The organism is Neptunomonas japonica JAMM 1380, from assembly GCF_016592555.1.
Taxonomy (GTDB): Bacteria; Pseudomonadota; Gammaproteobacteria; order Pseudomonadales; family Balneatricaceae; genus Neptunomonas; species Neptunomonas japonica_A.
In genome coordinates this window covers 1,144,409-1,171,178 of the sequence record NZ_AP014546.1, presented here as the reverse complement: position 1 = coordinate 1,171,178, position 26,770 = coordinate 1,144,409, and the positions used below count along the sequence as shown (strand labels likewise).

23 protein-coding genes and 1 tRNA gene are annotated in these 26,770 nt (G+C 42.9%); 15 read left to right on the top strand and 9 right to left on the bottom strand.

Translation table 11 applies throughout. The annotated features are described in order from the left end of the window. Nucleotides 1-246 precede the first annotated feature (246 nt). The 5 genes from cysG to NEJAP_RS05270 all read right to left on the bottom strand — a co-directional run bounded on the left by cysG (nucleotide 247) and on the right by NEJAP_RS05270 (nucleotide 5,466). Entirely contained in the window at nucleotides 247-1,683 is a 1,437-nt protein-coding gene (gene cysG, locus NEJAP_RS05290) for a siroheme synthase CysG (RefSeq protein ID WP_201349634.1), read from the bottom strand. 103 nt (nucleotides 1,684-1,786) lie between these two features. Next, entirely contained in the window at nucleotides 1,787-2,410 is a 624-nt protein-coding gene (locus tag NEJAP_RS05285) for a phosphoadenosine phosphosulfate reductase family protein (RefSeq protein ID WP_201349633.1), read from the bottom strand. A 57-nt stretch (nucleotides 2,411-2,467) separates the two neighbouring features. Then, nucleotides 2,468-2,959, bottom strand: a complete 492-nt coding sequence (locus NEJAP_RS05280; protein WP_201349632.1) for a DUF934 domain-containing protein — start codon at nucleotides 2,957-2,959, stop codon at nucleotides 2,468-2,470. Next, complete coding sequence (locus tag NEJAP_RS05275; RefSeq protein WP_201349631.1) at nucleotides 2,943-4,601, bottom strand: nitrite/sulfite reductase; 1,659 nt, start codon at nucleotides 4,599-4,601, stop codon at nucleotides 2,943-2,945. The genes NEJAP_RS05280 and NEJAP_RS05275 overlap by 17 nt, the downstream gene beginning before the upstream one ends. Before the next feature lie 79 nt (nucleotides 4,602-4,680). After that, the gene (locus NEJAP_RS05270) at nucleotides 4,681-5,466 is read right to left on the bottom strand and encodes a sulfite exporter TauE/SafE family protein (protein ID WP_201349630.1); all 786 of its coding nucleotides are present in this window, start codon (nucleotides 5,464-5,466) and stop codon (nucleotides 4,681-4,683) included. Between the two features lie 267 nt (nucleotides 5,467-5,733). On the opposite strand from NEJAP_RS05270, the gene cysD reads away from it, so the two are divergent. From cysD to nth, 9 genes are all read left to right on the top strand, one after another. Beyond that, on the top strand, nucleotides 5,734-6,651 hold the full coding sequence (cysD, locus tag NEJAP_RS05265; RefSeq protein ID WP_201349629.1) for a sulfate adenylyltransferase subunit CysD: 918 nt from the start codon (nucleotides 5,734-5,736) through the stop codon (nucleotides 6,649-6,651). Nucleotides 6,652-6,699: 48 nt separating this feature from the next. After that, entirely contained in the window at nucleotides 6,700-8,376 is a 1,677-nt protein-coding gene (gene cysN, locus NEJAP_RS05260) for a sulfate adenylyltransferase subunit CysN (protein ID WP_201349628.1), read from the top strand. Between the two features lie 162 nt (nucleotides 8,377-8,538). Beyond that, nucleotides 8,539-9,120 (top strand): electron transport complex subunit RsxA, encoded by a 582-nt coding sequence (gene rsxA / locus NEJAP_RS05255; protein WP_201349627.1) that lies wholly within the window; start codon nucleotides 8,539-8,541, stop codon nucleotides 9,118-9,120. Between the two features lie 13 nt (nucleotides 9,121-9,133). Next, entirely contained in the window at nucleotides 9,134-9,742 is a 609-nt protein-coding gene (rsxB, locus tag NEJAP_RS05250; protein WP_201349626.1) for an electron transport complex subunit RsxB, read from the top strand. Then, nucleotides 9,739-12,306 carry an electron transport complex subunit RsxC gene (gene rsxC / locus NEJAP_RS05245; RefSeq protein ID WP_201349625.1) on the top strand — a complete coding sequence of 856 codons (2,568 nt, stop codon included), beginning with the start codon at nucleotides 9,739-9,741 and terminating at the stop codon, nucleotides 12,304-12,306. The genes rsxB and rsxC overlap by 4 nt, the downstream gene beginning before the upstream one ends. Before the next feature lie 15 nt (nucleotides 12,307-12,321). Then, on the top strand, nucleotides 12,322-13,371 hold the full coding sequence (locus NEJAP_RS05240; RefSeq protein ID WP_201349624.1) for an RnfABCDGE type electron transport complex subunit D: 1,050 nt from the start codon (nucleotides 12,322-12,324) through the stop codon (nucleotides 13,369-13,371). Further along, complete coding sequence (gene rsxG / locus NEJAP_RS05235; protein WP_201349623.1) at nucleotides 13,371-14,003, top strand: electron transport complex subunit RsxG; 633 nt, start codon at nucleotides 13,371-13,373, stop codon at nucleotides 14,001-14,003. The genes NEJAP_RS05240 and rsxG overlap by 1 nt, the downstream gene beginning before the upstream one ends. Beyond that, the gene (locus tag NEJAP_RS05230; protein WP_201349622.1) at nucleotides 14,000-14,716 is read left to right on the top strand and encodes an electron transport complex subunit E; all 717 of its coding nucleotides are present in this window, start codon (nucleotides 14,000-14,002) and stop codon (nucleotides 14,714-14,716) included. The genes rsxG and NEJAP_RS05230 overlap by 4 nt, the downstream gene beginning before the upstream one ends. Nucleotides 14,717-14,956: 240 nt before the next feature. After that, nucleotides 14,957-15,601: an endonuclease III gene (nth, locus tag NEJAP_RS05225; protein WP_201349621.1), complete on the top strand. Its 645-nt coding sequence runs from the start codon at nucleotides 14,957-14,959 to the stop codon at nucleotides 15,599-15,601. Between the two features lie 396 nt (nucleotides 15,602-15,997). On the opposite strand, the gene yfaE is transcribed toward nth, so the two are convergent. The 3 genes from yfaE to nrdA all read right to left on the bottom strand — a co-directional run bounded on the left by yfaE (nucleotide 15,998) and on the right by nrdA (nucleotide 19,759). Continuing rightward, on the bottom strand, nucleotides 15,998-16,261 hold the full coding sequence (gene yfaE, locus NEJAP_RS05220; protein ID WP_201349620.1) for a class I ribonucleotide reductase maintenance protein YfaE: 264 nt from the start codon (nucleotides 16,259-16,261) through the stop codon (nucleotides 15,998-16,000). A 10-nt stretch (nucleotides 16,262-16,271) separates the two neighbouring features. After that, nucleotides 16,272-17,402: a class Ia ribonucleoside-diphosphate reductase subunit beta gene (gene nrdB / locus NEJAP_RS05215; RefSeq protein WP_201349619.1), complete on the bottom strand. Its 1,131-nt coding sequence runs from the start codon at nucleotides 17,400-17,402 to the stop codon at nucleotides 16,272-16,274. A gap of 92 nt (nucleotides 17,403-17,494) precedes the next feature. After that, a complete protein-coding gene (gene nrdA, locus NEJAP_RS05210) occupies nucleotides 17,495-19,759 on the bottom strand; it encodes a class 1a ribonucleoside-diphosphate reductase subunit alpha (protein WP_201349618.1) in 2,265 nt (754 codons plus the stop codon). Nucleotides 19,760-20,141: 382 nt separating this feature from the next. Here nrdA and NEJAP_RS05205 point away from each other — a divergent pair. From NEJAP_RS05205 to NEJAP_RS05180, 6 genes are all read left to right on the top strand, one after another. Then, nucleotides 20,142-20,225, top strand: a tRNA-Tyr gene (locus NEJAP_RS05205). A gap of 341 nt (nucleotides 20,226-20,566) precedes the next feature. Further along, nucleotides 20,567-23,302 carry an EAL domain-containing protein gene (locus NEJAP_RS05200; protein WP_201349617.1) on the top strand — a complete coding sequence of 912 codons (2,736 nt, stop codon included), beginning with the start codon at nucleotides 20,567-20,569 and terminating at the stop codon, nucleotides 23,300-23,302. Nucleotides 23,303-23,515: 213 nt separating this feature from the next. Further along, nucleotides 23,516-24,355: an HDOD domain-containing protein gene (locus NEJAP_RS05195; protein WP_268927827.1), complete on the top strand. Its 840-nt coding sequence runs from the start codon at nucleotides 23,516-23,518 to the stop codon at nucleotides 24,353-24,355. Between the two features lie 114 nt (nucleotides 24,356-24,469). Beyond that, a complete protein-coding gene (locus NEJAP_RS05190; protein WP_201349615.1) occupies nucleotides 24,470-24,676 on the top strand; it encodes a DUF2788 domain-containing protein in 207 nt (68 codons plus the stop codon). A 50-nt stretch (nucleotides 24,677-24,726) separates the two neighbouring features. Next, on the top strand, nucleotides 24,727-25,296 hold the full coding sequence (locus NEJAP_RS05185) for a LemA family protein (RefSeq protein ID WP_201349614.1): 570 nt from the start codon (nucleotides 24,727-24,729) through the stop codon (nucleotides 25,294-25,296). A 14-nt stretch (nucleotides 25,297-25,310) separates the two neighbouring features. Then, on the top strand, nucleotides 25,311-26,219 hold the full coding sequence (locus tag NEJAP_RS05180) for a hypothetical protein (protein ID WP_201349613.1): 909 nt from the start codon (nucleotides 25,311-25,313) through the stop codon (nucleotides 26,217-26,219). On the opposite strand, the gene NEJAP_RS05175 is transcribed toward NEJAP_RS05180, so the two are convergent. Then, nucleotides 26,205-26,732, bottom strand: a complete 528-nt coding sequence (locus NEJAP_RS05175) for a HugZ family protein (protein WP_201349612.1) — start codon at nucleotides 26,730-26,732, stop codon at nucleotides 26,205-26,207. The genes NEJAP_RS05180 and NEJAP_RS05175 overlap by 15 nt on opposite strands. Nucleotides 26,733-26,770 lie beyond the last annotated feature (38 nt).

The window sequence follows — 26,770 nt, the reverse complement described above, 5'->3', positions numbered from 1 at the left end:
CCATTGATTAATGAAGATAGCTATTCGTTCCCATTCATTAATACCATACGCATGTGTGTGCTGCTAATAAACGGGGCTCTAAAACACGGGAGCCTATATTCAATAGACACAAAAAAAGCCGAACCTCACGGGTCCGGCTTAACGGTTATTCATTACTATAAATAATTGCGACAAAGAGCCATTATCCGAACAGCTATCGAAAACAGCTCATGTGCAATAGCTCATTAAATCAATGTAACAGAACACTCATTTCTCTGTTTTAAGCATTCCTAACGCATGCGTTAAACCTTCTTGTTCAACGTTGTCACCAAACCATGCTAACTGATCTTGCAAAGCAACTACTTCACCTACAATGATCAGTGCCGGTGCTACTAGCTTCGCATCCTCTTGCTTAGCCGCAATGTCAGCCAAGGTACCCGTCAGAACCTTTTGATCAGGTGACGTCCCCTTAGAGACAATAGCTACTGGCGTATCGGCTGGCTTACCATGCTCGACTAAGCTTTCTGCAAGAGTTGGCAATGTATGCAGCCCCATATAAAACACAACGGTTTGGTTAGGGTGCACCAGCTCAGAGAAATTCAGTTTATCTTTTCGATTTTTAAGCTGCCCTGTTACAAACTTAACCGACTGCGCATAACCTCGGTGTGTTAGCGGTATACCGGCATAAGTTGAACAAGCACTCGCAGCGGTTATCCCCGGCACCACCTGAAATGGAATACCGTGTGATTTAAGTGTTTCTAGCTCTTCGCCGCCTCGGCCAAAAATAAATGGATCTCCACCCTTTAAGCGAACAACACGTTTACCTTGCTGCGCATGCTGCACTAATAGTGCATTGATCCCCTCTTGAGGGACCGCATGATCATCACGTTTTTTTCCAACATAGATCAGGTCTGCATCACGACGACATAGATCCAGCACTTCTGCCGATACCAGGTTGTCATAAAACACAACGTCTGCTTGCTGCATCAGGCGTAACGCTTTAAACGTTAAGAGCTCTGGATCACCAGGACCCGCTCCAACCAAGTACACCTCGCCTATTTGGTGGCTGTTTTCACCTTTATCGATGGCCGCTTTTAGCAATGCTTCTGCTTCCTCGTTGCGCCCAGAAAAAACCTTCTCTGCAACCTGACCTTCGAGCACATGCTCCCAAAAACGACGGCGCTCATTAACCGAACCAAATGTCGCTTTTACCTGCTGGCGAAAACGTCCAACTAATGAGCCTAGACGGCTATAACCATTAGGGATCAGTGTTTCTAAACGCGCCCTTAGCAAGCGTGCTAAAACAGGCGACTCTCCGCCTGAAGAGATACCAATAACAATAGGTGAGCGGTCAACAATAGCCGGAAAAATAAAGGTACAAAGGGAGGGAGTATCAACAACATTAACAGGGATATTTAGCGCCACTGCATCATAATGAACACGCTCATGCAGGTCTTTGTCATCAGTAGCCGCTACCACTAATGCTTTGCCTTCTAATAACGCCGCATGGTATTCGCCAATAACTATCTGATCGTTAGCATTAACCAACAGTGCTTTGAGCTCGTCATCAACGGTATGCGATACCACCGTGAGATAAACACCGGCACGCTTCAATAGGCGGGCTTTACGTAAAGCGATATCACCGCCACCAATGAGTAATACTTGGCGTGACTTAAGATTAAAAAAGAGAGGTAAAAAATCCACAATGAGCCCCCAGTCAGTTCATGAGCCCAGATTAACATAATCCGGTCAAAAACCACTGATTAGATCGGACCCACTGCTTGAATTCTTATATTAACAAAGCAATTTATAGCTGTGTGTGCAAACCGCACTCACGTGTTTCTAGCGCTTTAGTAGGATCAAAATAATCATGCTCATTTGGCAAGTTATGCTCAAGCAAATATGCCTCTAGCTCGGCCTCACTCCAGTTGAACAGTGGTGCAACCTTAATAATGCCATCTTTACTAGCAGACACAATTTCCAAGGACTGGCGAAACTCGGTCTGGTCTTTACGAATAGCATTCAACCACAAATCAGGGCTCATCTGCGCTAATGCGCGTTGAAACGGTTCTAACTTAACTTGGCGGGTAAACTCATCATGTAAAGGATCATCAATATCAGGAATACCCTTCATCAGCACATTACGACGAGCAGATGTCTGTTGAGGAATATACGTTTCGACGTTGAGGTTAAAGTCCTGAATCATTTTTTCTGCAAATCGATAAGTCGCAGAAGTGTTATAACCTGAATCAACCCACAAGACTTTAATATCCGGCTTAGCTTGCACCGCCATATGTAAAATGACAGATTCGTAAGGCCGAAAATTAGTCGTCACTAGAGGGTTATCAGACTGCGCAATAGCCCATGCAACAATCTCTTGGGGTGACTTACCTTCTAACGCCTTATTAGCAGCAACCAAATCAATACTCATCGTTATTCTCTCTCCTTTGTCAGCTAAAGCCCGTAGGCTTTAGCTCTGTCAATAGAATTAGCGGCGAAAAATAGGCCGTGGGTCAGCTGCCGTTCCCTGATAATTCACGCTTACTTCAGTAAATGCATTGAGGTCTTCTTCTGAAAACCGATCTTCAGGAATTAAAAATGCATTAAAACCTGAGCTTTGCATCAACGCTAAACGATCACGCGCCACATCACCTATCGCCCGGATTTCGCCTTTAAAGCCTGTTCTAACAAGGTGCTTAGCGATACTAAAACCACGCCCATCTCGAAAGATTGGAAATTCAACCGCAACCAAAGCAATATTACCCTGTTCAGCATACAAAGCCTGAAGATCATCATCTCCATTCACTTGTATACCTAGCTGGCCATCACGGCCCAGAAGATCGTCACGATTCTCAAGGTAAAAAGCTAACGGTACGATAATATCGCCACTAGGAAGCGCCTGAGCCTGCTCTAGGCTTTCTGTATCAATCGACTGCCAGCTATCGTTAGCAACGATATTTTTATTAATGAGCAGGGGCATAAACATTCTCCTTAAACGGGTCCATACCGATACGTTTGTAAGTATCGCGGAACAATTCTTCTTCTTGGCGGTGCTCTACAAACACATCCAAAATTTTCTCTAATGTATTCGCAACATCATCAGCAGCAACAGACTTACCTAACACTTTACCTAATGAAGCATCTTCACGTGAAGAGCCCCCCAAAGTAATCTGGTACCAATCTTCACCTTTTTTATCGACACCCAAAATGCCGATATCTGCAACATGATGATGGCCACAAGCATTGATACAACCCGACATATTCAACTGAATATCACCTAAATCATAGAGGTGATCTAGATCGTCAAAACGCTCATTAATTTGATCGGCAATGTTCAATGTTTTTGCATTTGCTAGTGCACAGAAATCAAAACCTGGGCAAACAATCATATCCGCTAATGTACCAATATTTGGACGAGCCAGATTGCTAGCCTCTAGCCCTTGCCACACACTATATAAGTCTGCTTTTTTCACATCAGCCAATACTAAGTTCTGATCATGCGTGGAGCGAATTTCACCAAAGCTGTATTTTTCAGCCAGATCAGCCACGAGGTCCATCTGCGCATCAGTGATATCACCCGCCGGTTTTAAATGCGGTTTTAAGGATACAATCGCAATACGATATCCTTCAACGCGGTGGTCGACTGTATTGCGCTCATACCAAGTTTTAAAAGCACTATCTTCTGCAAGCTTTTGCTCAAACGACGTATCTGTCGCTGCATTTACATCATAATCAAACGGTGTAAAGAAGCTTTTAGCACGCTCAATTTCAGCACTCGTTAACGTAAGTTCACCGTCGCGAGAGTATTCCCACTCTTCTTCAACCAAGCGGCTAAACTCTTTGACGCCCAAAGCATTGACTAGGATCTTAATACGCGCTTTGTACTTGTTATCTCGACGCCCGTTAAGGTTATAAACACGCAAGATAGCATCTAAATACGAAAGCAGATGCTCTTTAGGTAAGAAGTCTCGCACTACCTTACCAATAACAGGTGTACGGCCTAAACCACCACCCACAAGTACTTCAAAACCAATTTCACCGGCATCATTCTGCACTAGATGCAAACCAATATCATGCACCTGAGATGCGGCTCGATCTTCGGTACTACCGGTCACTGCAATTTTAAATTTGCGAGGTAAATAAGCAAATTCAGGATGTAATGTCGACCATTGACGTATGATCTCACAGTAAGCACGTGGGTCTTCTAATTCATTAGCATAGACGCCGGAGTATGGATCCGTTGTGGTGTTACGAATGCAGTTACCCGACGTCTGAATAGCATGCATCTGCACTTGCGCCAATTCAGCCAAAATATCAGGTACTTCTTCAAGCTTAGGCCAGTTAAACTGAAGGTTTGTACGGGTTGTGAAGTGCCCATAACCTTTATCATATGTACGAGCAATATGAGCTAATTTGCGCAATTGTTCCGAAGACATCAAGCCATAAGGAATCGCTACACGCAGCATCGGTGCAAACCGTTGAATATAAAGTCCATTCATCAATCGCAAGACAAGAAACTCATCCTCTGGAAGCTCTCCTGCCAAGTAGCGACGTGTCTGATCACGGTACTGTTCGACGCGCTCGTCAACCAGGGTTTGGTCGACTTCATTATACTGATACATGAATGTTTCACCCGTTTAGCAGCTCAACTGCCCTTTTACGATTCTAGAAAATTTAAATTGTTCGTTAATAATTATTATGTCAACCAGCCAATACGAAACGTACACCGATAGCTAGCAATATTGAGCCCATTATCGGTTGCATCACCTTAGGTGACAGTTTCGCACCTATGTGACTCCCTATAAACACACCTGGCAATGACCCCAGCAGTAAATAGGCAAGCAAAGATAAATCCACGCTTCCCATACCATAATGCCCAGCACCGGCAATACCAGTTAGCACCACGGCATGCACAAGATCAGTACCAACAATCGCTGGCATACTCATGCGCGGGTAAAGCGTAATTAACATCGCTGTACCTAACGCACCTGCACCAACAGAGGACAGCGTAACTAAACCACCCAACACAACACCGGTTAACAAGGTGACTGCAGGGCGAATTCTCTTTGCTTTTACGACCCAAGGACGCCCTTCTACTTTCAGGGCAAACTCGCGAATTTTGTTACGGCCAAACACCGCTATAGAGGTCAATATCAGCGAAATACCTAGTGTCAGATTCATTAGATGTTCAATATCATCTAAAGCCGCTAAACCCTTAAGGTACTCCAGCGTCAACAAGCTGCCGGGGATACTACCAGACAACAGTAAAATAACGATCCGCCATTCAATTAATTTTTTACGAGCATACGCAAAAACCCCACCAAACTTGGTGACTGAGGCGTAAAGAAGATCTGTGCTCACGGCAATAATAGGAGGGATACCGAACACAACAATCAGAATCGGCGTCATTAATGCACCACCACCAATGCCTGTGAGCCCGACAATAAACCCTACAACCAATCCAGCAAAGCTGTAAGCAAATTCCATACAATTAGTACCCATTACCCTAAACGAATCAGAACGCCATCATACTCACATTTTTATATAACAGAAAATAATAATTTATCACTTTGTTATTCTTTTTTGAAATATAAAGAAAAACCCCGTTTATTCCAAAAAGTAATAAACAGATTTCTATTTATTACTTTTAATAGGAAAAACTCTCTGTAATAATGCACCGCAACATATGACAGATGGGCAGCGTCAAGCAGCCTATCTGCTTAACCAAGCTATAAATCGAGTAGGCATAAACAGATGACATCTATACCAGAGCGCCGTCTTACCCATTTAAAACAGCTGGAAGCCGAAAGCATCCAGATAATTCGCGAAGTGGCAGCTGAGTTTGATAACCCAGTAATGCTTTACTCCATTGGGAAGGACTCCGCCGTGATGCTTCACCTGGCTCGTAAAGCCTTCCATCCTGGCAAGCCGCCTTTCCCCTTGATGCATGTAGATACCACATGGAAATTTAAGGAGATGATCTCTTTTCGCGACAAAATGGCTGAAGAAGCGGGTATGGATTTAATTGTTCATGTCAACAAAGAAGGTGTAGACATGGGAGTGGGGCCGTTCACACACGGCTCCTCCAAGCATACTGATGTAATGAAAACGCAGGGCCTCAAACAAGCCCTTAACAAATACAAATTTGATGCTGCTTTTGGTGGCGCGCGTCGTGACGAAGAAAAATCACGCGCAAAAGAGCGTGTATTTTCGTTCCGTGACAAATTTCACCGTTGGGATCCAAAAAATCAACGCCCGGAGCTTTGGAATATTTTTAATACCCGCGTTGATCAAGGCGAGAGCATCCGTGTATTTCCATTATCCAACTGGACTGAGTTAGATATCTGGCAGTACATCTACTTAGAAAGCATCCCAATTGTACCTCTGTATCTAGCAGAAGAACGCCCAGTCGTTGAGCGTAACGGCATGATGATCATGGTCGATGATGAGCGCTTACCACTAGAGGAAGGCGAGCATCCGGTAATGCGTAAAGTGCGCTTCAGAACACTCGGCTGCTATCCGCTAACAGGAGCGGTGGAGTCTGAGGCAAGCTCTTTGCAAGAAATCATTCAGGAAATGTTGCTAACCACAACATCTGAGCGCCAGGGTCGTGCCATCGATCATGATTCTTCCGGCTCAATGGAGAAAAAGAAAATGGAAGGTTACTTCTAACATCTACTTTTTAACCATTTTCTGATACTGAATTGAGAGACCAATACCATGAGCCACCAATCTGAACTGATTTCGACCGACATTGAAGCGTACCTTCATCAGCACGAAAACAAAGAGCTACTTCGTTTTTTAACGTGTGGCAGCGTTGATGATGGGAAGTCCACCCTAATCGGGCGTCTACTGCACGATTCAAAAATGATTTATGAAGATCAGCTTGCTGCTATTCAAAGTGAAAACGCACGCGTAGGTAACGCTGGCGAAGAGCTTGACCTTGCACTGCTAGTTGATGGCTTACAAGCAGAGCGCGAACAAGGGATTACCATTGATGTAGCTTACCGCTACTTCTCTACTGCTGAACGTAAATTTATTATTGCTGATACTCCAGGGCATGAGCAGTACACCCGAAACATGGCAACGGGTGCATCAACGTGTGATCTTGCCATCATCCTGATTGATGCTCGCCATGGCGTGCAAGTACAAACTAAACGGCATAGTTTTATTGTGTCGCTATTAGGGCTTAAACACACGATTGTCGCTATCAATAAAATGGACTTGGTCGACTTCAGCGAAGAACGTTATGAACAAATCAAAGCTGATTACCTAGCGTTTACAGCAGACTTAAATCTACCTGATATTCAATTCGTACCACTCTCCGCACTCAAGGGTGACAATGTAGTAAACCCTTCTGAGCACATGCCTTGGTACACAGGTCTTCCTTTAATGGAAACGCTGAATACCGTTAAAATTGCACGCGACAAAAATTTTGACGAACTACGCTTCCCAGTGCAGTACGTCAATCGTCCTAATCTCGACTTTCGAGGATATTGCGGTACGCTAACGTCCGGTATCGTAAAACCGGGTGATGCAGTTACTGTATTACCTTCGGGCAAGTCTTCACGCATTAAGTCTATTATCACCTTTGATGGCGAACTTCAAGAAGCATTCCCTCCAATGTCCATTACGCTGACACTGGAAGATGAGATTGATATTTCCCGTGGCGACATCATTGTTCACAGCAATAACATTCCTAAAGCAACTAATCGTTTTGATGCAACACTGGTTTGGATGGATGAACAACCACTGACACAAGGCAAAACGTACGACATCAAGCTGCTAACGAGTCGTACAGCAGGGTCTGTTACCGCCATTCGTCATCAAATTGATGTCAACACGCTTGAAAAATCTGATGCTAGCACACTTGAGCTGAATGAAATTGGCCAGTGCGAGATCACCCTAGAGCGTCCTATTCTCGCGGACAACTACACAGCATTTCGCGGCACAGGCTCGTTTATTGTTGTTGATCGCTTGAGCAACACAACAGTTGCTGCCGGTATGATCATAGATGCTGAAACTGATACTAAACAAACCTTGTCTAGCTCGCCGCAAGTTAGCGCAGAACAAAAAGCGCGCCGCTTTGGGCAACAACCGACAATCATTAAAGTAGAAGGCTCTGCTGACTCTGCACAAACGCTAATCTTTTCTCTAGAACAAGCACTGTTTAAAGCTGGTCGTAACGTAACAACACTAACGAAAAATGCCTTACCTGCCGCCTTACTACAAAATTCAAGTGCGGTTGCTGAACTATTAAAACAGAATGGCTTGTTGGTACTTACTGATACTGAACTTGAAACTGCTGACCTGACTATTCAAACGGATAAATTACCGCAAGGTAACGAGCAGATCTCTGTAGTAATGCAGCAATTACAGGAACTGAAGCTAATATAATACAAACCAACGAGAAAGGTCATTAAGACGACCCTCTCATTGAGTTAAATCATGCCTTAAACTGTGCCTAACATCGCAGTTTAAGGTACACTTCAGCTTTTGTTAATTTCGAAGATCTATCAGGGAAACCTAGATGGATTTTCGCATTTTGATGCAGTGATCATGACAGATTTTCTTCTCATTTTAATCAGCACCGTGCTGGTGAATAACTTTGTACTGGTTCAGTTTCTTGGCCTTTGCCCGTTTATGGGTGTGTCCAACAAACTCGAAACAGCCATGGGTATGTCACTAGCAACAACCTTTGTACTGACATTGTCTTCGGTATGCAGCTATTTAGTTTATACTTACCTGCTCTTACCATTTGATCTTGGCTATTTAAGAACCATTTCATTTATCTTAGTGATTGCTGTTGTCGTACAGTTCACTGAAATGGTTGTTAAGAAAACCAGCCCCTTGCTACATAAAGTATTAGGCATATTTCTACCACTTATCACCACAAATTGCGCTGTACTCGGTGTTGCTCTGTTAAACATCAAAAAACAGAACGGCTTTATGGAGTCAATTTTCTATGGTTTTGGTGGTGCTGTAGGTTTTTCGTTGGCACTGATACTCTTTTCGGCCATTCGTGAGCGTGTCGCTGTTGCCGATGTTCCAACACCCTTTCGTGGTGCTGCAATAGGCATGGTTACTGCTGGCCTTATGTCTCTCGCTTTTATGGGCTTCACTGGCTTGGTTAAATTTTGAGCAGGTTGTATTGATGAGCGCTGTATTAATTGCCATTCTAGTTCTTCTCAGCTTAGCCGTTATTTTCGGCTTAGTACTAGGTTTTGCTGCTGTAAAGTTCAAAGTTGAAGGCAACCCCATTGTCGATCAAATAGATGATCTTTTACCGCAAACACAGTGTGGCCAGTGTGGCCACCCGGGTTGTCGCCCCTATGCTGAAGCCATCGCCAATGGAGAGCAAATCAATAAGTGCCCTCCTGGCGGCCAAAGCACCATTGAAGCCCTTGCCGACCTCTTAGATGTTGAAGCGGTTCCACTTGATGCCGAACATGGTGAAGAGAGCATCAAAACAGTGGCGTATATCCGAGAAGATGAATGCATTGGTTGCACCAAATGCATCCAAGCATGCCCGGTGGATGCCATTCTTGGTGCTGCAAAACAGATGCATACCGTTATTGTTTCTGAATGCACTGGATGCGACCTATGTGTAGAACCCTGCCCTGTTGATTGTATAGATATGCTACCCATTGAAACCACACTGAATAACTGGAAGTGGACGCCACCCGTGCCCGGCGTGGAACTGATCGCTACTGATGGACGTGTTATTACACACGCATCAAACAAAGAAGGAGCGCCATCATGAGTAAGATTTTTGCTTTTCATGGCGGCATTCATCCACCCGAGAATAAAAAACAATCAACGCGTGCACCTATTCGCTTAGCCCCTATACCAGAACAGTTGACAATCCCTATACAGCAGCATATTGGCGCACCTGCCAAGCCATGCGTTCATGTTGGCGAGCAGGTATTAAAAGGTCAAATGATTGCTCAAGCACAAGGCAGAATCAGTGTTTCTATACATGCATCAAGCTCAGGTACCATTACAGATATCAGCCCTCAGGCAGTACCCCACCCGTCTGGCTTAGAAGCACCTTGTATCAGTATAAAAACCGACGGCCAAGATCAATGGGTTCCCCACCAAGGGTTAGCAGACTATCACACTCTTCCACAACTTGAGTTAATCGATTACATTCGCAATCATGGTATTGCAGGCATGGGCGGTGCTGGTTTCCCTACTGATGTTAAGTTGCACCTAGGTGACGATCATATTGTTAACACCCTGATCATCAATGCCGCAGAGTGCGAACCCTACATTACAGCTGACGACATGCTCATTCGCGAACGTGCCGAGCAAGTTGTAGGCGGTATTGAGATTATCAATTATTTGCTCAACCCTACCCATATTTTAATTGGCATCGAAGACAACAAGGCACATGCCATTCGTGTGCTTGAAGATGCACTGCGCCACACAGAATTAAATATAGATATTGTCGTCGTACCCACTAAATACCCCTCAGGTGGTGAAAAGCAGCTAGTGCGCTTATTAACAGGCGTGGAAGTTCCCAGTGGGCGTATTCCTGCGGATGTTGGTATCGTATGCCAAAACATTGGAACAGTGGCGGCAATTAACCAAGCAGTACATCACGGCACTCCTCTGATATCTCGTATCGTTACCGTCACCGGCGGCGCCGTTGGCAAACCACAAAACCTTGAAGCCCTTATTGGCACTCCAATTAACGACTTACTTGAAGCGGCCCAAGTTAACCATAAAACACTCAGCAGACTAGTTATGGGTGGCCCAATGATGGGCTTCACAATTGAAGATGATGCTATTCCTATCATCAAAACATCAAACTGTATTATTGCCGCCGTTAAAGAGGAGATGCCACCGGCTCCACCATCACAAGCCTGCATCCGATGCGGCTTATGCGAACAAGCATGCCCGGCAGAATTACTACCTCAGCAACTTTTTTGGTTCTCTAAAAGCCGCGAATTTGAAAAAGCAAAACATCACAACTTATTTGATTGCATAGAGTGCGGCGCGTGTTCTTACGTGTGCCCTAGTAATATACCTCTTGTTCAGTACTATCGTTTTGCCAAAAATGAAATACGAGCTGAAGAAGCAGAGCAACGCAAATCAGACCAAGCCAGACAACGCTTTGAGGCAAGGCAAGCACGTTTAGAGCAAGCTATTCTTGATAAAGAAATACGCCGTAAAGAGCGTGCAGAACAGGCCGCAAAAACTCAAGCAGCCAAGAAAGCAAGCAGTGAAAACGCAGCAAAAACACCTGAAGATAATATAAAGCAACTGAAAACAGCCGCAGCGATTACACGTACCAAACTTAAAAAAGCACTATCAGCATTAGAAGCTGCAAAAGCAGACAGCAGCGATAGTATTGCTCAGCTCGACCTGCAGCACAAACAGGCAGAACATGCAGCCGAAGAAGCACAAAAGGCCCTTGAGTTAGCACAATCAGGCTCACAGCTGCCGACAACCTCTGCAGCTCCAGATATCAAACAGCTTAAAACTCAAGCAGCTGTGGCCAGAACAAAATTAAAGAAAGCACAACAGGCATTAAAAATAGCCGAAGAAAAAGGCCACGATGGCGCTGACACTTTGCGCGCTACCGTTGTACAACTAGAAGAGAAATCTGCTGCAGCACAACTCGCCTTTACCAATGCAGAGACAGACACTAGCAGTTCTGGTAGCCCACTACCCGCCTTAAAAGAATCTACTGATAAAGCACTAGGGACACTAAAAAAAGCAGAAGCCGCACTGGAAACTGCCCTTGCTAATAACAGCCCCGCCGCCGAAAAAATGAAAGCGGGCGTAGAAAAGCTTAAAACAAAATACACAGAAGCACTTGCCGCACAAAAAGCGGCTGAATCACTGAGCACTAAGACGACCAGCGCTCCTGAAGCCACTAAAGCTCCTGTAGAAAGCGCCGAACAACAGCCAACGGCACGAACACCCGCTGACTTAAAAGCGCTTAAGCAAAATGTCTCAATTATGCGTACCAAGCTCAAAAAAGCGGAAACCTTGCTTGCCTCAGCCGAAATAGACTCAGAGCAAGCCAGTGAACTACAGCAAGAAATAGTTCGGCTGACACAACTTCACAAAGACGCCAAAAAACAATTGGATGCCGAAGAAGAAGAGAAAATTAAGGCAGCTGCAGATCAAGGCATTGACCTTAAGAAATTAAAAATAGATGCAGCCCTCGCTCGTGCAGCAGTGACGAAGCTTGAACGCAGCATTAAAAAAGCACAAGAAGCTGAACCTGCCGAACTGAATGCGTTACAGAACGAGCTACTAGCCGCTCAGCAGCAAGCAACTCAATTTAACAACACTCTTAGCCAATTTGAATAGGATATGCGATAGATTATGGCACTGATTCGCATCACATCGCCCCACGTACATAAGCCAACAAGCACTGCTGGCATTATGCGCCTGGTTATTTTAGCCACGCTGCCCGGCATACTGGCGATGACATTCTTCTTTGGCTGGGGAACCCTGATTAATATTATTTGGGCATCGGCTTTAGCGGTTTTTTTTGAGGCTCTTTGCATCAAGGCACGTCACCGCCCGCTATCTTTTTACTTGAAAGATAACAGTGCCATTTTGACAGCTGTTTTAATTGCTTTAGCGCTACCTCCTTTTGCGCCTTGGTGGTTAACCGCCGTTGCCGTATTTGTTGCTATTGTTATCGCCAAACAACTCTATGGCGGCATTGGACAAAACCCCTTCAACCCAGCCATGGTTGCTTACGCCTTAGTACTGATATCATTTCCCGTTGAAATGACCCGCTGGACAGCACCTTTTATGCTGTATGGAGAAGGCTGGAATGTATTAGCTTTCACTGACACCTTCTCACTCATTTTTGGCAGTTGGACAGAGCATGCCGACGCTTTCACGTCTGCCACACCTCTTGATGAAATGCGCCATCGCGCGGGACTGACAACCGAAGAAGCTTGGAGAGCATCAGACGTACTTAGCAATGTTGGCGCATGGCATGCCGTTAGCGCAGCCTATGCAATGGGCGGTATTCTATTACTTTATAAAAAGATTTTTTCTTGGCACACGCCAGCCGCCTTCTTATTATCTTTAGGCGGCATAGCAACCTTCTTTTATATTATCTCGCCTGACACTTATGCTGATCCGTTCTTCCATTTAACCGTGGGCGGCACCATGCTTGGAGCATTTTTTATAGCAACTGATCCGGTATCGTCGGCCACGAGCAATAAGGGGAAAATCTGGTTTGGTATCGGTATTGGCAGCTTGATTTATATTATTCGCACCTGGGGGAATTACCCGGATGCTGTAGCATTTAGCATCTTATTAATGAACCTTGCGGCGCCTTTTATTGACCAATACACACAACCACGTGCTTATGGCCATAAAACACCTAAACGTGGCATGAAGGAGAAAGCTTGATGGAACTCCTGATTTCACTAAGAAAAAACACGCTAGGCATCTCTATATTTGCCATTGTGACAGCAGGGCTTATTGCTATTACTCAAGTATCCACTAAAGATCAAATTCTTGAGAACGAGCGGGCACAACAAGCAAAAGCGTTATATGAAATAATTTCACGCGACAGTATTGATAACGACCTTTTGCAAGATGTTATCAACATTGAAGCACCGGAGCTGGGTTACCCACTTGCAAAGATCTATCAAGCAAAGCGCGAAAACCTAGTGAAAGCGGTTATTATTCCCGTCATATCACCTGACGGCTATTCTGGTGATATTACATTGATTGTCGGCATTAATGCCGATAACTCTGTAGCCGGAGTACGCGTGCTATCCCATAAAGAGACTCCAGGACTAGGTGATAAAATCGATCTTAGAAAATCTAATTGGATCATGGGCTTTGACGAAAAAAGCATGACAAGCTCAAACGATTCAAGCTGGGCGGTCAAAAAAGATGGCGGTCAATTTGATCAGTTCACGGGAGCAACTATCACGCCACGCGCTGTCGTTAATGCTGTTGGCCAAGCACTCGTTTTTTTCAAACAAAACCGTGATCTACTGTTAAGCCCAAAGCCTATAAAGGAGGCTTCATGAGCATCGATTATCGTAAAATCACGCTAGATGGACTTTGGCACAATAACCCTGCACTCGTGCAACTATTAGGCTTGTGCCCACTACTGGCCGTAACAGCATCGGTGGTTAACTCAATCAGCTTAGGCATTGCCAGTACTTTAGTATTGACTGGTTCCAACCTAACTATTTCTACATTTAGAAAGTTTGTACCCGATGCGGTTCGATTACCCGTTTTTGTGATGATTATCGCCTCTTTTGTGACTTGCATCGAGCTCCTCATGCAAGCCGTCACTTATGAGTTATATCAAATCCTGGGCATCTTCATCCCTTTGATTGTGACTAACTGCGTCATCATGGGACGTGCCGATGCTTTCGCATCAAAAAATCCTATCTCAGCATCCTTACTAGATGGCGCAATGATGGGTATTGGCTTCACTATCGTATTAGTCATTTTAGGCGGCCTGCGTGAAGCACTGGGCTCAGGAACATTATTTGCTGACATGCATCTCCTGTTTGGCCCCATGGCAGAAAACTGGACGATCACTCTTGTAGAGGATTATAAAGGCTTCTTATTCGCAATCTTGCCCCCTGGTGCATTTGTTGGGTTAGGATTACTCATTGCACTTAAAAATATTATTGATAAACGCCTTAAAGATCGCCAGCTAGCTAACGCGCCAGTTAATAACCAAGACTCAGGCACTAAACGCGTCCGCGTGACAGGCCTTATCAGCTAACGACCAATACACAGCCTTACCTTTTGGTTCACCTGATCCAAAAGGTAAGCAAACTCTCGATATACACTCTAGCGCTTTCCTCTTTAACGAACGCTCTTCAACTAGCTACTTGTCGCACACCTTCTCTATTCACGCCCAGTATTGGAGCAACAGCTCAGAGCTGAAGAAGCACTTATGAGCATTTTATTTTCCCGTCAAGGTAGCTACTATAGCTAACTCTCTTACAGAACAGATACTTTCATGAATAAAGCAATACGGCACGAAATTTTTACACGCTGGCAGAACGACAACCCAAACCCGAAAACAGAGCTTGAGTACAGCACGCCGTTTGAATTACTGATTGCTGTTCTACTTTCAGCACAATCGACCGATGTAGGGGTAAATAAAGCAACGCGCAAACTCTACCCTGTCGCCAATACCCCACAAGCAATTATTGACCTGGGCATAGATACACTAAAAAGCTACGTCAAAACTATTGGCCTGTATAACACCAAGGCTGAGAATATTATCAAAACATGCAACATGCTTGTGGAACTACATAACTCCATTATTCCTGACAATCGAGAAGCACTTGAAGCCTTGCCAGGCGTAGGAAGAAAAACAGCTAACGTTGTCTTAAACACCGCTTTTGGGCACCCTGTCATGGCCGTTGATACACATATATTCAGGGTTGGTAATCGCACTAAAATTGCCCCCGGGAAAAATGTACTGGACGTTGAAAAGAAACTACTTAAAACCATTCCTAAAGAGTTTCTTGTTGATGCTCACCACTGGATGATTTTACATGGCAGATATGTGTGCACAGCACGCAAGCCCAAATGCGGAAGCTGCCTGATTGAAGACTTGTGCGAGTTCAAAGAAAAAACTGAAATTGACAGTTATTAACATAAAAACGGCAACTTCCTAACATGAAAAGTTACCCACAAAATCTGTGGGTAATTCTGTGGAAATGTTTTGAGTAGATACCTGTAAGGCCCGTCATACCTCACTCTATGTTAAATTGTCCGAATTTCACACAAAAACAAAATATATAATAAAAACAATTACTTAAAATTTACAATAGTTAAATATCAATTTTATATACTGTTTTTATAATTAATTCTTATCCGCAAAATTTGCATGTGGATGATATAAAAAAACACACTAATAGTTCTACTATTGATGGTGTTTTTTACTAAAATCAGCTATGCCGCAAATGAAATCGTAACGCCCCTCTCTTCTCAAGTAATTGCTCATTGAAAGAGAGGAGGTAACATTAGAAGGGAGACTACTTAAAGGATCTCAAGATTCAGGGATTTCTATCTCAATATGTGTTTTAGGAACACAGCAACACGTCAAGATCTCACCTTCATCCATATCGAGCAAGGTTTCTCGAATGTATTCAACTTCACCATCGATCAATCGAACCTTACAACACCCACAATAGCCTCCGCGGCAATTGTACGGCGCTGGAACTTCTTGGACTTCCAACGCATCTAACAAGGTCGATTCATACTGATAATAAAAAGTATGAAAGTGATTAACTTTGATTCTAGGAATGGCCATTGCTTATTCCTTACAGGTCGAAATCATCGAAGTCAGTATCATCGACTTGGTTATCGATTTGGCCCACCAGATAAGAGCTAATTTCAGACTCTTGAGGTGCAACCTGGACATTATCACTACTTAACCAAGCGTTCATCCACGGCAATGGGTTTTGTGTTGCAGGAAACATATCCTCAAATCCGAGCGCACGCATACGCACATTAGTAATGTACTCAACATAATCACTCAGGATCTTCGCATTTAAGCCTATCATTGAGCCATCGCGGAACAGGTAAGTTGACCATTCTTTCTCTTGCTGTGCTGCTTCAGCAAAGATGGCAATCGCTTCATCCTTACACTCAAGAGCAATCTCTTTAAAATCAGGGTCATCAGCGCCTGAAGCTAGAATATTCAAAATGTGCTGAGTACCGGTCAGGTGTAATGCCTCATCACGTGCAATCAATTTAATGATCTTGGCATTACCTTCCATAATGGCACGCTCAGCAAAAGCAAAAGAGCAGGCAAAACTGACATAAAAACGAATAGCTTCAAGCACATTGACTGAAACCATTGTTAAATAAAGCTTCTTCTTCAAATTACGCATGCTGACATCATAAGTCTTTCCAGCAACGACATGCTGACCAGCACCATGAACAGAAAAAATACTCGTTAACTCTATTAACTCATCATACAAGCGAGTCACCGCTTCCGCACGCTTTACTATCTCCTCATTCGTCACGATCTGATCGAATACTTCAGAAGGCTCAGTAATAATATTCCTAATAATGTGCGTATATGAGCGGCTATGGATAGTTTCACTAAAAGCCCAGGTTTCGAACCAAGTTTCTAGTTCAGGTAAGGAAACAATCGGTAAAAAAGCGACGTTAGGCGAGCGTCCCTGAACAGAATCCAGTAACGTTTGATATTTAAGATTGCTCAAAAATATATGCTGCTCATGCTCCGGCATGTTCATGAAATCTTTTCGGTCAGTCGACAGATCTACTTCTTCTGGACGCCAGAAAAAAGATAATTGTTTTTCAATCAATTTTTCAAAAATAGGATATTTTTGCTTGTCGTAACGCGCCACATTGACGCTTCGGCCAAAAAACATCGGTTCAAGGGTTGCGTCGTGAGCACTCGGGTTAAACGTAGAGTAAGACATTCGTTAATAATCTGCTAATTCATTCCACAGGGGATTCAGCAGTTGCCGGTCGTAAAAAACCCGACACCTGCCACTCAGAGCTTCATTAAAGCTTATAGCTTGCAGGCACCGCTTTCACAGCCGTCATCATCCTGCTGATCTTTAGCACCGTCACGCGTGTTATGGTAATACAGTGTTTTAACACCGTATTTGTACGCGGTAAGCAGATCTTTCAAAAGCTGCTTCATCGGCACTTTATCACCCGGATAGTTACTTGGATCATAATTAGTATTCGCTGAGATCGATTGATCGACAAACTTTTGCATGATGCCGACTAACTGTAAGTAACCTTCATTACTAGGAATATCCCAAAGCAGCTCATAGTTATCTTTAAGCTCAGTATAATCAGGCACAACCTGCTTCATAATACCGTCTTTGCTTGCCTTCACTGATACATAACCACGTGGAGGCTCAATACCATTAGTAGAGTTTGTAATCTGTGAAGATGTTTCACAAGGCATCAGCGCAGTGAGGGTGCTGTTACGTAAACCAAACTCACGAATATCTTCGCGTAACGTTTCCCAGAAATAATGCAGAGGCTCTTCACAGAACTCATCAACTTCTCGCTTGTAGGTATCAATTGGCAAAATACCTTTCGCATAAGTAGTCTCCTGGAACTTAAGACAAGGCCCCTTCTCTTTAGCTAACTGATTTGATGCTTTAAGCATGTAATACTGAACCGCTTCAAACGTGCGATGTACTAAACCATTTGCAGAACCATCAGAATAACGAGCCTGATTCTTAGCCAAATAATAAGCAAAGTTTGTTACACCCACTCCGAGCGTACGACGATTATCTGTCGCATTTTTAGCCGCCAGAATCGGATAATCCTGATAATCCAACAAGTTATCTAAAGCTCTAACTATTAAATCAGACAGCTCTTCTAGCTCATCAATATTATCCAAAGCGCCTAAGTTGAATGCCGATAAAGTACACAGGGCAATTTCACCCTCTTCATCATTAATATCGTTCATTTCTTTAGTAGGTAGTGCAATTTCCAAACACAGGTTGGACTGCTTTACCGGTGCAACAGCCGGATCAAACGGGCTGTGGGTATTACAGTGATCAACATTCTGTATATAGATACGCCCTGTAGAAGCACGCTCTGATGCTAAAAGACCAAACAACTCAACGGCCTTAATCGTACTTTTTCGAATAGCGGGGTCTTGCTCATACATTTCATATAAGCGTTCGAATTCACTTTGATCGGCAAAGAAAGCATCGTACAAACCTGGTACTTCGTGCGGGCTAAATAAAGTGATGTTTCCACCCTTAATAAGACGCTGGTACATTAGTTTGTTCAGCTGTACACCATAGTCTAAGTGGCGAACCCGGTTCTCTTCCACTCCGCGGTTATTTTTCAATACCAACAGACTTTCTACTTCTAAGTGCCAAATTGGGTAAAATAGCGTCGCTGCGCCACCTCTTACCCCCCCTTGAGAACAGGACTTAACTGCCGTCTGGAAATGCTTATAGAAAGGAATACAGCCCGTATGAAAAGCTTCACCATTACGAATAGGGCTGCCAATGGCACGAATACGCCCTGCATTAATACCAATACCAGCACGCTGGGAAACATACTTAACAATTGAGCTTGCGGTAGCATTAATGGAATCTAGGCTGTCCCCACATTCAATAAGTACGCACGAGCTAAACTGACGTGTTGGCGTACGTACACCTGCCATAATCGGTGTAGGCAAAGATAACTTAAATAAAGAAGTCGCATCATAAAAGCGTTGCACATACCCTAAACGAGTCTCTTTAGGGTAAGAAGCAAATAAGCATGCAGCCACCAGCATATAGAGAATCTGAGGACTTTCATAAATTTCACCAGATACACGGTTTTGAACTAAATACTTGCCTTCAAGCTGCTTGACGGCCGCGTAACTGAAATTCATGTCACGAGAGTGATCAATATAATCATTCAGTTGATTAAGCTCTTCACGGCTATAATCATCTACCAAATGCCTGTCATAACGACCCATTTCGACCATATTAGCAACATGATCGAATAAATTAGGCGCGTCAAAACTATCAAAAGCACGTTTACGCAAATGAAAAATAGCAAGCCTAGCAGCCAGGTATTGGTAGTCCGGTGCTGTTTCTGAAATCAAGTCAGCAGCAGATTTAATCAGTGTCTCATGAATATCAGAAGTTTTGATGCCATCGTAAAATTGTATATGTGCTTTTAACTCTACTTCAGAAGGTGATACCTGATCCAAGCCGTTCGCTGCCCAAATAACTACCCTATGAATTTTTTCCAAATCAATTTTTTCACGACGCCCGTCACGTTTAGTGACCATCAAGTCTTGCTGCATAAGAGGCTCTTTTGTTCCGACTGAGATAATAATTAGTAAATGAATATTCTTTAAAGTATTTCACACACCAAAAGTAGTAGAGTCACAAAATACATACTACATCTGGTACATGAACTGCTAACTGACACTAAATATAGACGTATCCACCTTTATTTCAAGCTTATTTCAGTCTTGATTTTAGTCATCTATTGTGCCGAGTTTTAGCACATAAGACGCAAGTACAGGCACCATGCGGCAGCGCTAAAAAGCAAGCCTATAAAAAATAATTTTAAGATAAATTTCAAATATGAAATATTACTTTTAGATGAAAAAAATATGTCATTAAGTCGTATTTAATCATTTACAAACTCATTTTATCGGTCTATTATTCGCGCCTCGTTGTGGTGAGGTTCCCGAGTGGCTAAAGGGATCAGACTGTAAATCTGACGCGCGAGCTTCGGTGGTTCGAATCCACCCCTCACCACCACTTCTCTATTTAGTTCTAGCCCCCCTCCTTATCTTCAAGTAAAACTGAAAAAAATTCTTTATAGCAATAATTCTCTTATATACCTATATATACAAGCTCCATACCTACCTAGTTCATCCAAATACTCCTTTACCCAAAAAACCATATTACCCATCTAATTTCGCTCTGATCAGCTATCTAGATTAAAATCCTATATACCCTTTATCTTTGAAGGGTTATTATTCGCACTTTAGTTTGTCTCTATTTAGATACATTAATAACATCTACTTTAGCAATTACAAAGACATATACTGCAAAGCATTTGCTTAGCAGGGATAGCTAAACAATAAAGAGCACTACACATGGTCAATAGCTTTATTGAAATCACTTGGGCAAATAACATTGCGCTATTACTCGCAATGATCGTGATCTTCAATTACTTGCTAGCCGTTCCTACGTCATCGTCGTTAATATCAAAACTGATTGCAGGTACAGCGTTAAGTGGCATAGCCCTCATTATTATGATGGTACCGTGGCACTTCTCAGAAGGTATATTTTTTGACACACGGTCTATTTTACTCAGTGCAACCGGTTTGTTTTTCGGTGCTATTCCTACGCTCATTGTATGTATTGTTACTGCTGCGTATCGCTTCACACTCGGGGGGGCCTTTTTCACTGGCATTCTAGTTATTATTACAACCGCATCAATTGGCCTTATATGGAGGCATTACAAGCAGTTACACTTAGATAAACTTTCATTTTATGAATTGTTTGTTTTTGGAATAGTGGTTCATGTAGCGACGTTACTGCTAATGCTGAGCCTTCCTGAGGGTAGTAGGTATGAAGTTTTAGAACATATAACACTTCCCATATTAACGATATTTCCACTCACTACAGCACTACTGTGTTGTTTCTTTGTTAACAACATAAGACAACATTCTGTTTCAGACAGTTTAAAAATAAACGAAGCCAGGCTGGATAGCTTATACCAACATGCGCCTATCGGCCTATGGGAAGAGGATTGGTCAGAGGCTAAAAAAGTTTTTGATACGATTCCTAAACAATCGCTAAAAGAGCTACAAGAGTATTTCGTAAACGATCCTCGTTTATGCAGAGAATTAGCAACTAAGATTAAAGTAGTTACCGCCAATAAAGCAGCTATACAACAAGCATCTGCAAATAATATTACAAAGATAGAAGGCCCACTAAGTCCATTTATTAATGATTCTGCGTTAGCTAATTTTGCACTTGAACTAGCTGAAATTGCTGCGGGGAGGCTATCATTTAACCATCAAAGCTCTTTTACGGGCACCAATCAATCAAACAAAACCCTATCGATAAAAGTTGCAGTTCTACCTGAACACTTAGAAACACTTTCTCACGTTATTATCACTACACTAGACATCACCGCTCAAATAAAATCCGAGGAGTCCATGCGCTTGGCTGAAGGAGTATATGAATACAGCAACGAGGCTGTCCTCATTACTGATGCGACATCTAAGATTATTCATATCAATAAAGCATTCACTGAAATCACCGGATACTCTTATGAAGATAGTATCGGAAATACGCCTTCCATTTTGAGCTCCGGAAAGCACGATAAAGCATTCTATCAACAGATGAGAGATGCATTATTAGAGAATGGTGTTTGGGAAGGTGAAATTTGGAATAGGCGAAAAAACGGTGAGCTTTATCTTGAGTGGCTGACAATCAATGCAATGCAAAGCAACAGCGAAGGATTAGTAGATAGATATATAGGCTTATTCACCGATATTTCACAGAAAAAAGCATCAGAAGAGAAGTTATGGGAACAAGCTAACTTTGATCCCCTCACAGGATTACCTAATCGAAAAATGCTTCGTGACCGCATCGTGGTTGATGTTGCTAATGCACTTAAATCTGATAGTAGTTTGGCCCTGTTATATATCAACCTTGATAGATTTAAAGTTATTAATGACTTACTAAGCCATGAAGCAGGAGACCTTTTAATTTACCAAGCGTCACAGCGACTCAATAAAATCATCCGTAACACCGACATGCTCGCACGTTTAGGAGGAGATGAGTTTGCTATCTCGATTAATGACCTCGACAGCACAAGCGTAGTCGAGCGCATCGCTCAAAAAGTACTAGACAGCCTTAGCCTACCCTTCAGTATTAATAATGAAGAGCTATTCATTACCGCATCTATCGGTATTGCTATTTGCCCAGATGATGCAAAAAATGCGTCGACTCTTATTCAAAACGCCGATCACGCGCTATTTTCCGCAAAAAGAAAAGGACGCGGACGTTACCAATACTTCATACCCTCCATGCAAGAACAGGCAATGGCACGATCGATTCTTGAACGTGACTTGCGCGCCGCCATTGAGCATGAGCAGTTCGAACTCTATTACCAACCTATCGTTGAGTTAAGCTCAGGAAAAACATTTAAAGCAGAAGCACTGATTCGCTGGCACCACCCATCAAGAGGGCTAGTTTCTCCTGCTGAGTTTATCCCTATTGCTGAAGATAGCGGACTCATTACCCATATTGGCGACTGGGTATTTCGCAACGCCGCACGTCAAGCCAGCGCATGGCAAAACAAATATGATACGAACTTTAGCGTCAGTATAAATACGTCCCCTTTCCAGTTTCATGACCCTACTCATGATGTCTTATCATGGTTACAGTTTACGGAAAAACTCGGCTTATCGGCTCGTTCAATCGTTATAGAGATAACTGAATCCATGATGATTGAGCCTAGTGACGAAATCCAACAGAAAATGCACCTGTTCCGTGAAGCGGGTGTACAAATAGCACTTGATGATTTTGGAACGGGTTACTCCTCTTTAGCTTATTTGAAAAATTTTGATGTAGACTTCATTAAAATTGATCAAAGCTTCGTCAGAGGGCTCACTCCCCATTCCGATGATAAAGTACTGTGTGAAGCTATTATCATGATTGCCCACAAATTAGGCATGCAAGTGGTAGCCGAAGGAATAGAAACAGAAGAAGAATATAAGCTATTATCAAAAGCAGGATGCGATTATGGGCAGGGATTCTATTTTGACAAGCCTATGCCGAGGCATCAGTTTGAAAAGATCTTCAACAAAGCTTAATTTAATGTGAACAACAAATGCTAATATCTTCTATAATATTTATAACGCTATTATAGCTGCATTGCTCAGAACTATAGTTGCCACCTAATTTCAAGTACAGCCGGCGAAGTTCACTGAGTTACTATGGATTGAGGAATCAATGTCCGACGAATTATCAGAAAAAAAACCGCATCTAACCTAGAAAAAATTACTCATCACATTGACCAGCTCCCGATGTTGCCTGGCGTATTATTTCAGCTAATGAAACTAAACTCGGATGATGATGAGTTTTACGACCACGTCTACGCCCTAGCAAAAACAGATCCTCCTCTGGCCTCATTCATACTCGGCTATGCCAATTCTGCTGCATCCTCACCCAACAATCCCATTAATAGCCTACAAGCAGCGCTTACCCGTGTAGGTTCTCAAACGATTGTTGACCTTATTACAACACTGTCTGTGTCGAAAGTTTTCATACCTTCGCTTCCAGAACACAAAGCCATCTGGAGGCATTCTATAGAAACAGCGACAATTGCATCATTTATCAGCAAGATTACTCATCATCATGACGTTGATCCTGACTTGGCTTATATGTGTGGATTGCTTCATGATATTGGTCGGTTCGTATTATTCCAGTTTGCGCCAAAAGCCCTCGATGATACAGATGCTATTGGTTGGGCCGCAGCTGACGAACTTCCCTTAGTAGAACAGAAGATACTCGGTACTTCTCATTCTGAAATTGGCTACATTGCTTGCAACAAACTACACCTTCCCAATGTTGTCTCCAGTGTAGCAAGACATCACCACAACTATAATATTTGCAATAACAGTAAAGCGCCAAAAACCTTTAGAGAACTTGTCCTCATTATACAGTTTGCAGATTTTCTTAGTGTGATGGCAATCAAAGTGCCCGACTGGAAACAGCTAAAAACTAATGAACTTAAAACATATATTAACAACCACTGCATCATGAAAAGCTGGGGGGACCATCAACTACCCGTTGATATGTTAGCCGAAGCACTTCCCATGCTAATAGATAAAAGTGACAAACTCGCTGAAAGCTTAGGTGTTTAACCTAGAAAGCCTTACACCTCACTTTAAATGGTAATTTTAAAGCCTGCTCGAAAATTGAGCAGCTTTTGCGTATAATACCGCGCAAATTCTTCACTCATATTTGGTTTTTTTATTATGCGTCTAGCTGATATCGAAGGTCTGATGTTAAACATCGGCATTATTGTTTTTTCGTGCTTTATATTTTTTATCATCTATGACTTAGCAAAGCGCTCTAATGCCGGAAAATTCGGAACTTTTGTGCTATTTTTTGCATTAGGTTTAGGGCTTGTCGCTTTTATCATTAAAACCATTGCCGTCGAAATGATTGAAGGTAACGTGTAGTCGCTATTCCACTATCATTATTGTTCGGGCTGGCTGGAGAGTTATCACAAATGGAACCAAGCACACTGACTTTTATTGTTGTTATAGCAGTAGCCACTTTTTATATAATCTCACTGTATAACAATTTGGTCCGTCTAAAGCATAATGTCTCACAAGCTTGGTCCAATATTGATATTCTACTCAAACAGCGCCATGACGAACTCCCTAAGCTAATCGACACTTGCCGAGAATACATGCAGTATGAGCAAGAAACACTTAACCGCGTCATTGAAGCACGCTCTCAAGTATCTAGCGCTCAAGAAAAACAAGACTTAAAAGGGCTTGGCCAAGCAGAATCACAGCTACGAGTAGGGTTAGGCAATTTATTTGCACTGGCTGAAGACTACCCAGAACTTAAAGCTAATGAGTCATTCCAACATCTTCAAAATAGAATATCTGGTATAGAAAACTCAATTGCTGACCGTCGTGAGTTCTATAATGCATCGGTGAATATTTACAATGTGCGTATTGAACAATTTCCAGACGTCCTCATCGCCAAACAAATGAACTTTACTGCTCGCGACCTACTGGAATTCAAAAAGGCCGATGTAGATATTGGACAACTATTTAAAAGCCACTAGTTTAGTACTCTTAAATGAATACAGATACAGCTTTTGTTTTTGTCATATTAGTTGCGGTTATAATAGTGACCCTTTGGAAAGGCTTTGCATTTCTCAAACGCTACCGTTTAATCACAGGCACTCCTACTTCTAAAATACGCTCAGCACATCAAGGTTATGTTGAAATAATTGGGCATATTATTGAAGGAGAATACGGCCCGCTAACCGCTCCACTTTCTGGAAGGCAGTGTGTTTGGTACAGCTATAATATCTCTCGCCTAAAAAGTAGCGGCAAAACCAAGAGTTGGCATATTGAAGACAGTGGAAAATCAGATGCGTGGTTCCAAATAAGCGACAATACAGCGACAGGACTAGTAGATCCAGCAGGTGCTATCGTTCGCACTGACAACCAACGGACATGGTATGGCGACACGCCCCATCCCAACCAGCCAATCAAGCGAACATCAGGCTTTGACTTAAACGCCCTTTTAACAAAAAAACTAGGAGGATCTCGTTATAGATACCAAGAGACCTTATTATTCACCCATGAGCAAATCTATGCTTTAGGGCAGTTTCAAAGTGTTGGCGGCGGGCGACACTTACCCCCTCTAAAAAAACTGTCCGGAGAAATCACTCGAGAGTGGAAACAGTCTTACAATGAGTTGTTGCAGCGTTTTGATAGCAACAATGATCAAAAGCTTGATATGCAAGAGTGGAGTGATGTCCAGAAAGCGGCTCATCAAGAGGCAAATAAGCGACGTGCAGATATGCAAGCCGCACCCACTATGCATGTACTTTCTTGCCCAACCGAAAAAGAACATCCCTATTTACTTTCAACACTCGACGAAGAAAAATTAGCTACATGTTATGGCTGGTATAGCGTAGGAGCACTGCTCTTATTGATCACTGAAAGTTATTTACTCTTCCACTTACTCGCTTTCTAATACTGAACGCTCAGCAAGCTTTTCAGCACTCACATGCGTTAATTCATTGCGTTTCAAGTCTAATTCAAATGCCTTACCAAAACCCGCTATATAGCGTGCCTCAACGGCGGTCAGTTTGAAAAGAACAAAGTCAGGCAAGGTTCTTAATAATGCCATAGTTGTCCCTAGCTCAACTTCCATTTGATCTAGAATACTGCCTGTTGTATCAGGTGCTAACGCTTCTGTAGACACTTCTACAATACAGCGTTCGCGCGCGAAGAGGTTTCGACAGCCTGCTTCATCTTTGATGATCATTATGCTGGCATTAGGTTTATCTTTCAGGTGTTCCGTATGGCTTGCCAGCTGACTCACAAAGATAAAAAAATGCTCATTTTGTCGAATAAATGGCGCATAACTCACATGCGGCATACCGTTTTTATCGACAGTGGCTAACTGTAATGAACCACATGAACGTAACAATTCTAGGCAAGCCTCTAAATATTCACTCTTTTGGACATTCATAAAAGCACTCATTTATAAACTCTAGTCATTGACGTGCATTATTTTATCAA

Coding starts and splice junctions, on each gene's coding strand:
- NEJAP_RS05195 (WP_268927827.1), top strand. CDS start 23,516: ATGTTGCCTGGCGTATTATTTCAGCTAATGAAACTAAACTCGGATGAT.
- NEJAP_RS05180 (WP_201349613.1), top strand. CDS start 25,311: ATGAATACAGATACAGCTTTTGTTTTTGTCATATTAGTTGCGGTTATA.
- NEJAP_RS05240 (WP_201349624.1), top strand. CDS start 12,322: ATGGCACTGATTCGCATCACATCGCCCCACGTACATAAGCCAACAAGC.
- cysD (WP_201349629.1), top strand. CDS start 5,734: ATGACATCTATACCAGAGCGCCGTCTTACCCATTTAAAACAGCTGGAA.
- NEJAP_RS05190 (WP_201349615.1), top strand. CDS start 24,470: ATGCGTCTAGCTGATATCGAAGGTCTGATGTTAAACATCGGCATTATT.
- nth (WP_201349621.1), top strand. CDS start 14,957: ATGAATAAAGCAATACGGCACGAAATTTTTACACGCTGGCAGAACGAC.
- rsxA (WP_201349627.1), top strand. CDS start 8,539: ATGACAGATTTTCTTCTCATTTTAATCAGCACCGTGCTGGTGAATAAC.
- cysN (WP_201349628.1), top strand. CDS start 6,700: ATGAGCCACCAATCTGAACTGATTTCGACCGACATTGAAGCGTACCTT.
- rsxC (WP_201349625.1), top strand. CDS start 9,739: ATGAGTAAGATTTTTGCTTTTCATGGCGGCATTCATCCACCCGAGAAT.
- NEJAP_RS05185 (WP_201349614.1), top strand. CDS start 24,727: ATGGAACCAAGCACACTGACTTTTATTGTTGTTATAGCAGTAGCCACT.
- rsxG (WP_201349623.1), top strand. CDS start 13,371: ATGGAACTCCTGATTTCACTAAGAAAAAACACGCTAGGCATCTCTATA.
- nrdB (WP_201349619.1), bottom strand. CDS start 17,402: ATGTCTTACTCTACGTTTAACCCGAGTGCTCACGACGCAACCCTTGAA.
- NEJAP_RS05280 (WP_201349632.1), bottom strand. CDS start 2,959: ATGCCCCTGCTCATTAATAAAAATATCGTTGCTAACGATAGCTGGCAG.
- rsxB (WP_201349626.1), top strand. CDS start 9,134: ATGAGCGCTGTATTAATTGCCATTCTAGTTCTTCTCAGCTTAGCCGTT.
- nrdA (WP_201349618.1), bottom strand. CDS start 19,759: ATGCAGCAAGACTTGATGGTCACTAAACGTGACGGGCGTCGTGAAAAA.
- yfaE (WP_201349620.1), bottom strand. CDS start 16,261: ATGGCCATTCCTAGAATCAAAGTTAATCACTTTCATACTTTTTATTAT.
- NEJAP_RS05175 (WP_201349612.1), bottom strand. CDS start 26,732: ATGAGTGCTTTTATGAATGTCCAAAAGAGTGAATATTTAGAGGCTTGC.
- NEJAP_RS05230 (WP_201349622.1), top strand. CDS start 14,000: ATGAGCATCGATTATCGTAAAATCACGCTAGATGGACTTTGGCACAAT.
- NEJAP_RS05285 (WP_201349633.1), bottom strand. CDS start 2,410: ATGAGTATTGATTTGGTTGCTGCTAATAAGGCGTTAGAAGGTAAGTCA.
- NEJAP_RS05270 (WP_201349630.1), bottom strand. CDS start 5,466: ATGGAATTTGCTTACAGCTTTGCTGGATTGGTTGTAGGGTTTATTGTC.
- NEJAP_RS05275 (WP_201349631.1), bottom strand. CDS start 4,601: ATGTATCAGTATAATGAAGTCGACCAAACCCTGGTTGACGAGCGCGTC.
- NEJAP_RS05200 (WP_201349617.1), top strand. CDS start 20,567: ATGGTCAATAGCTTTATTGAAATCACTTGGGCAAATAACATTGCGCTA.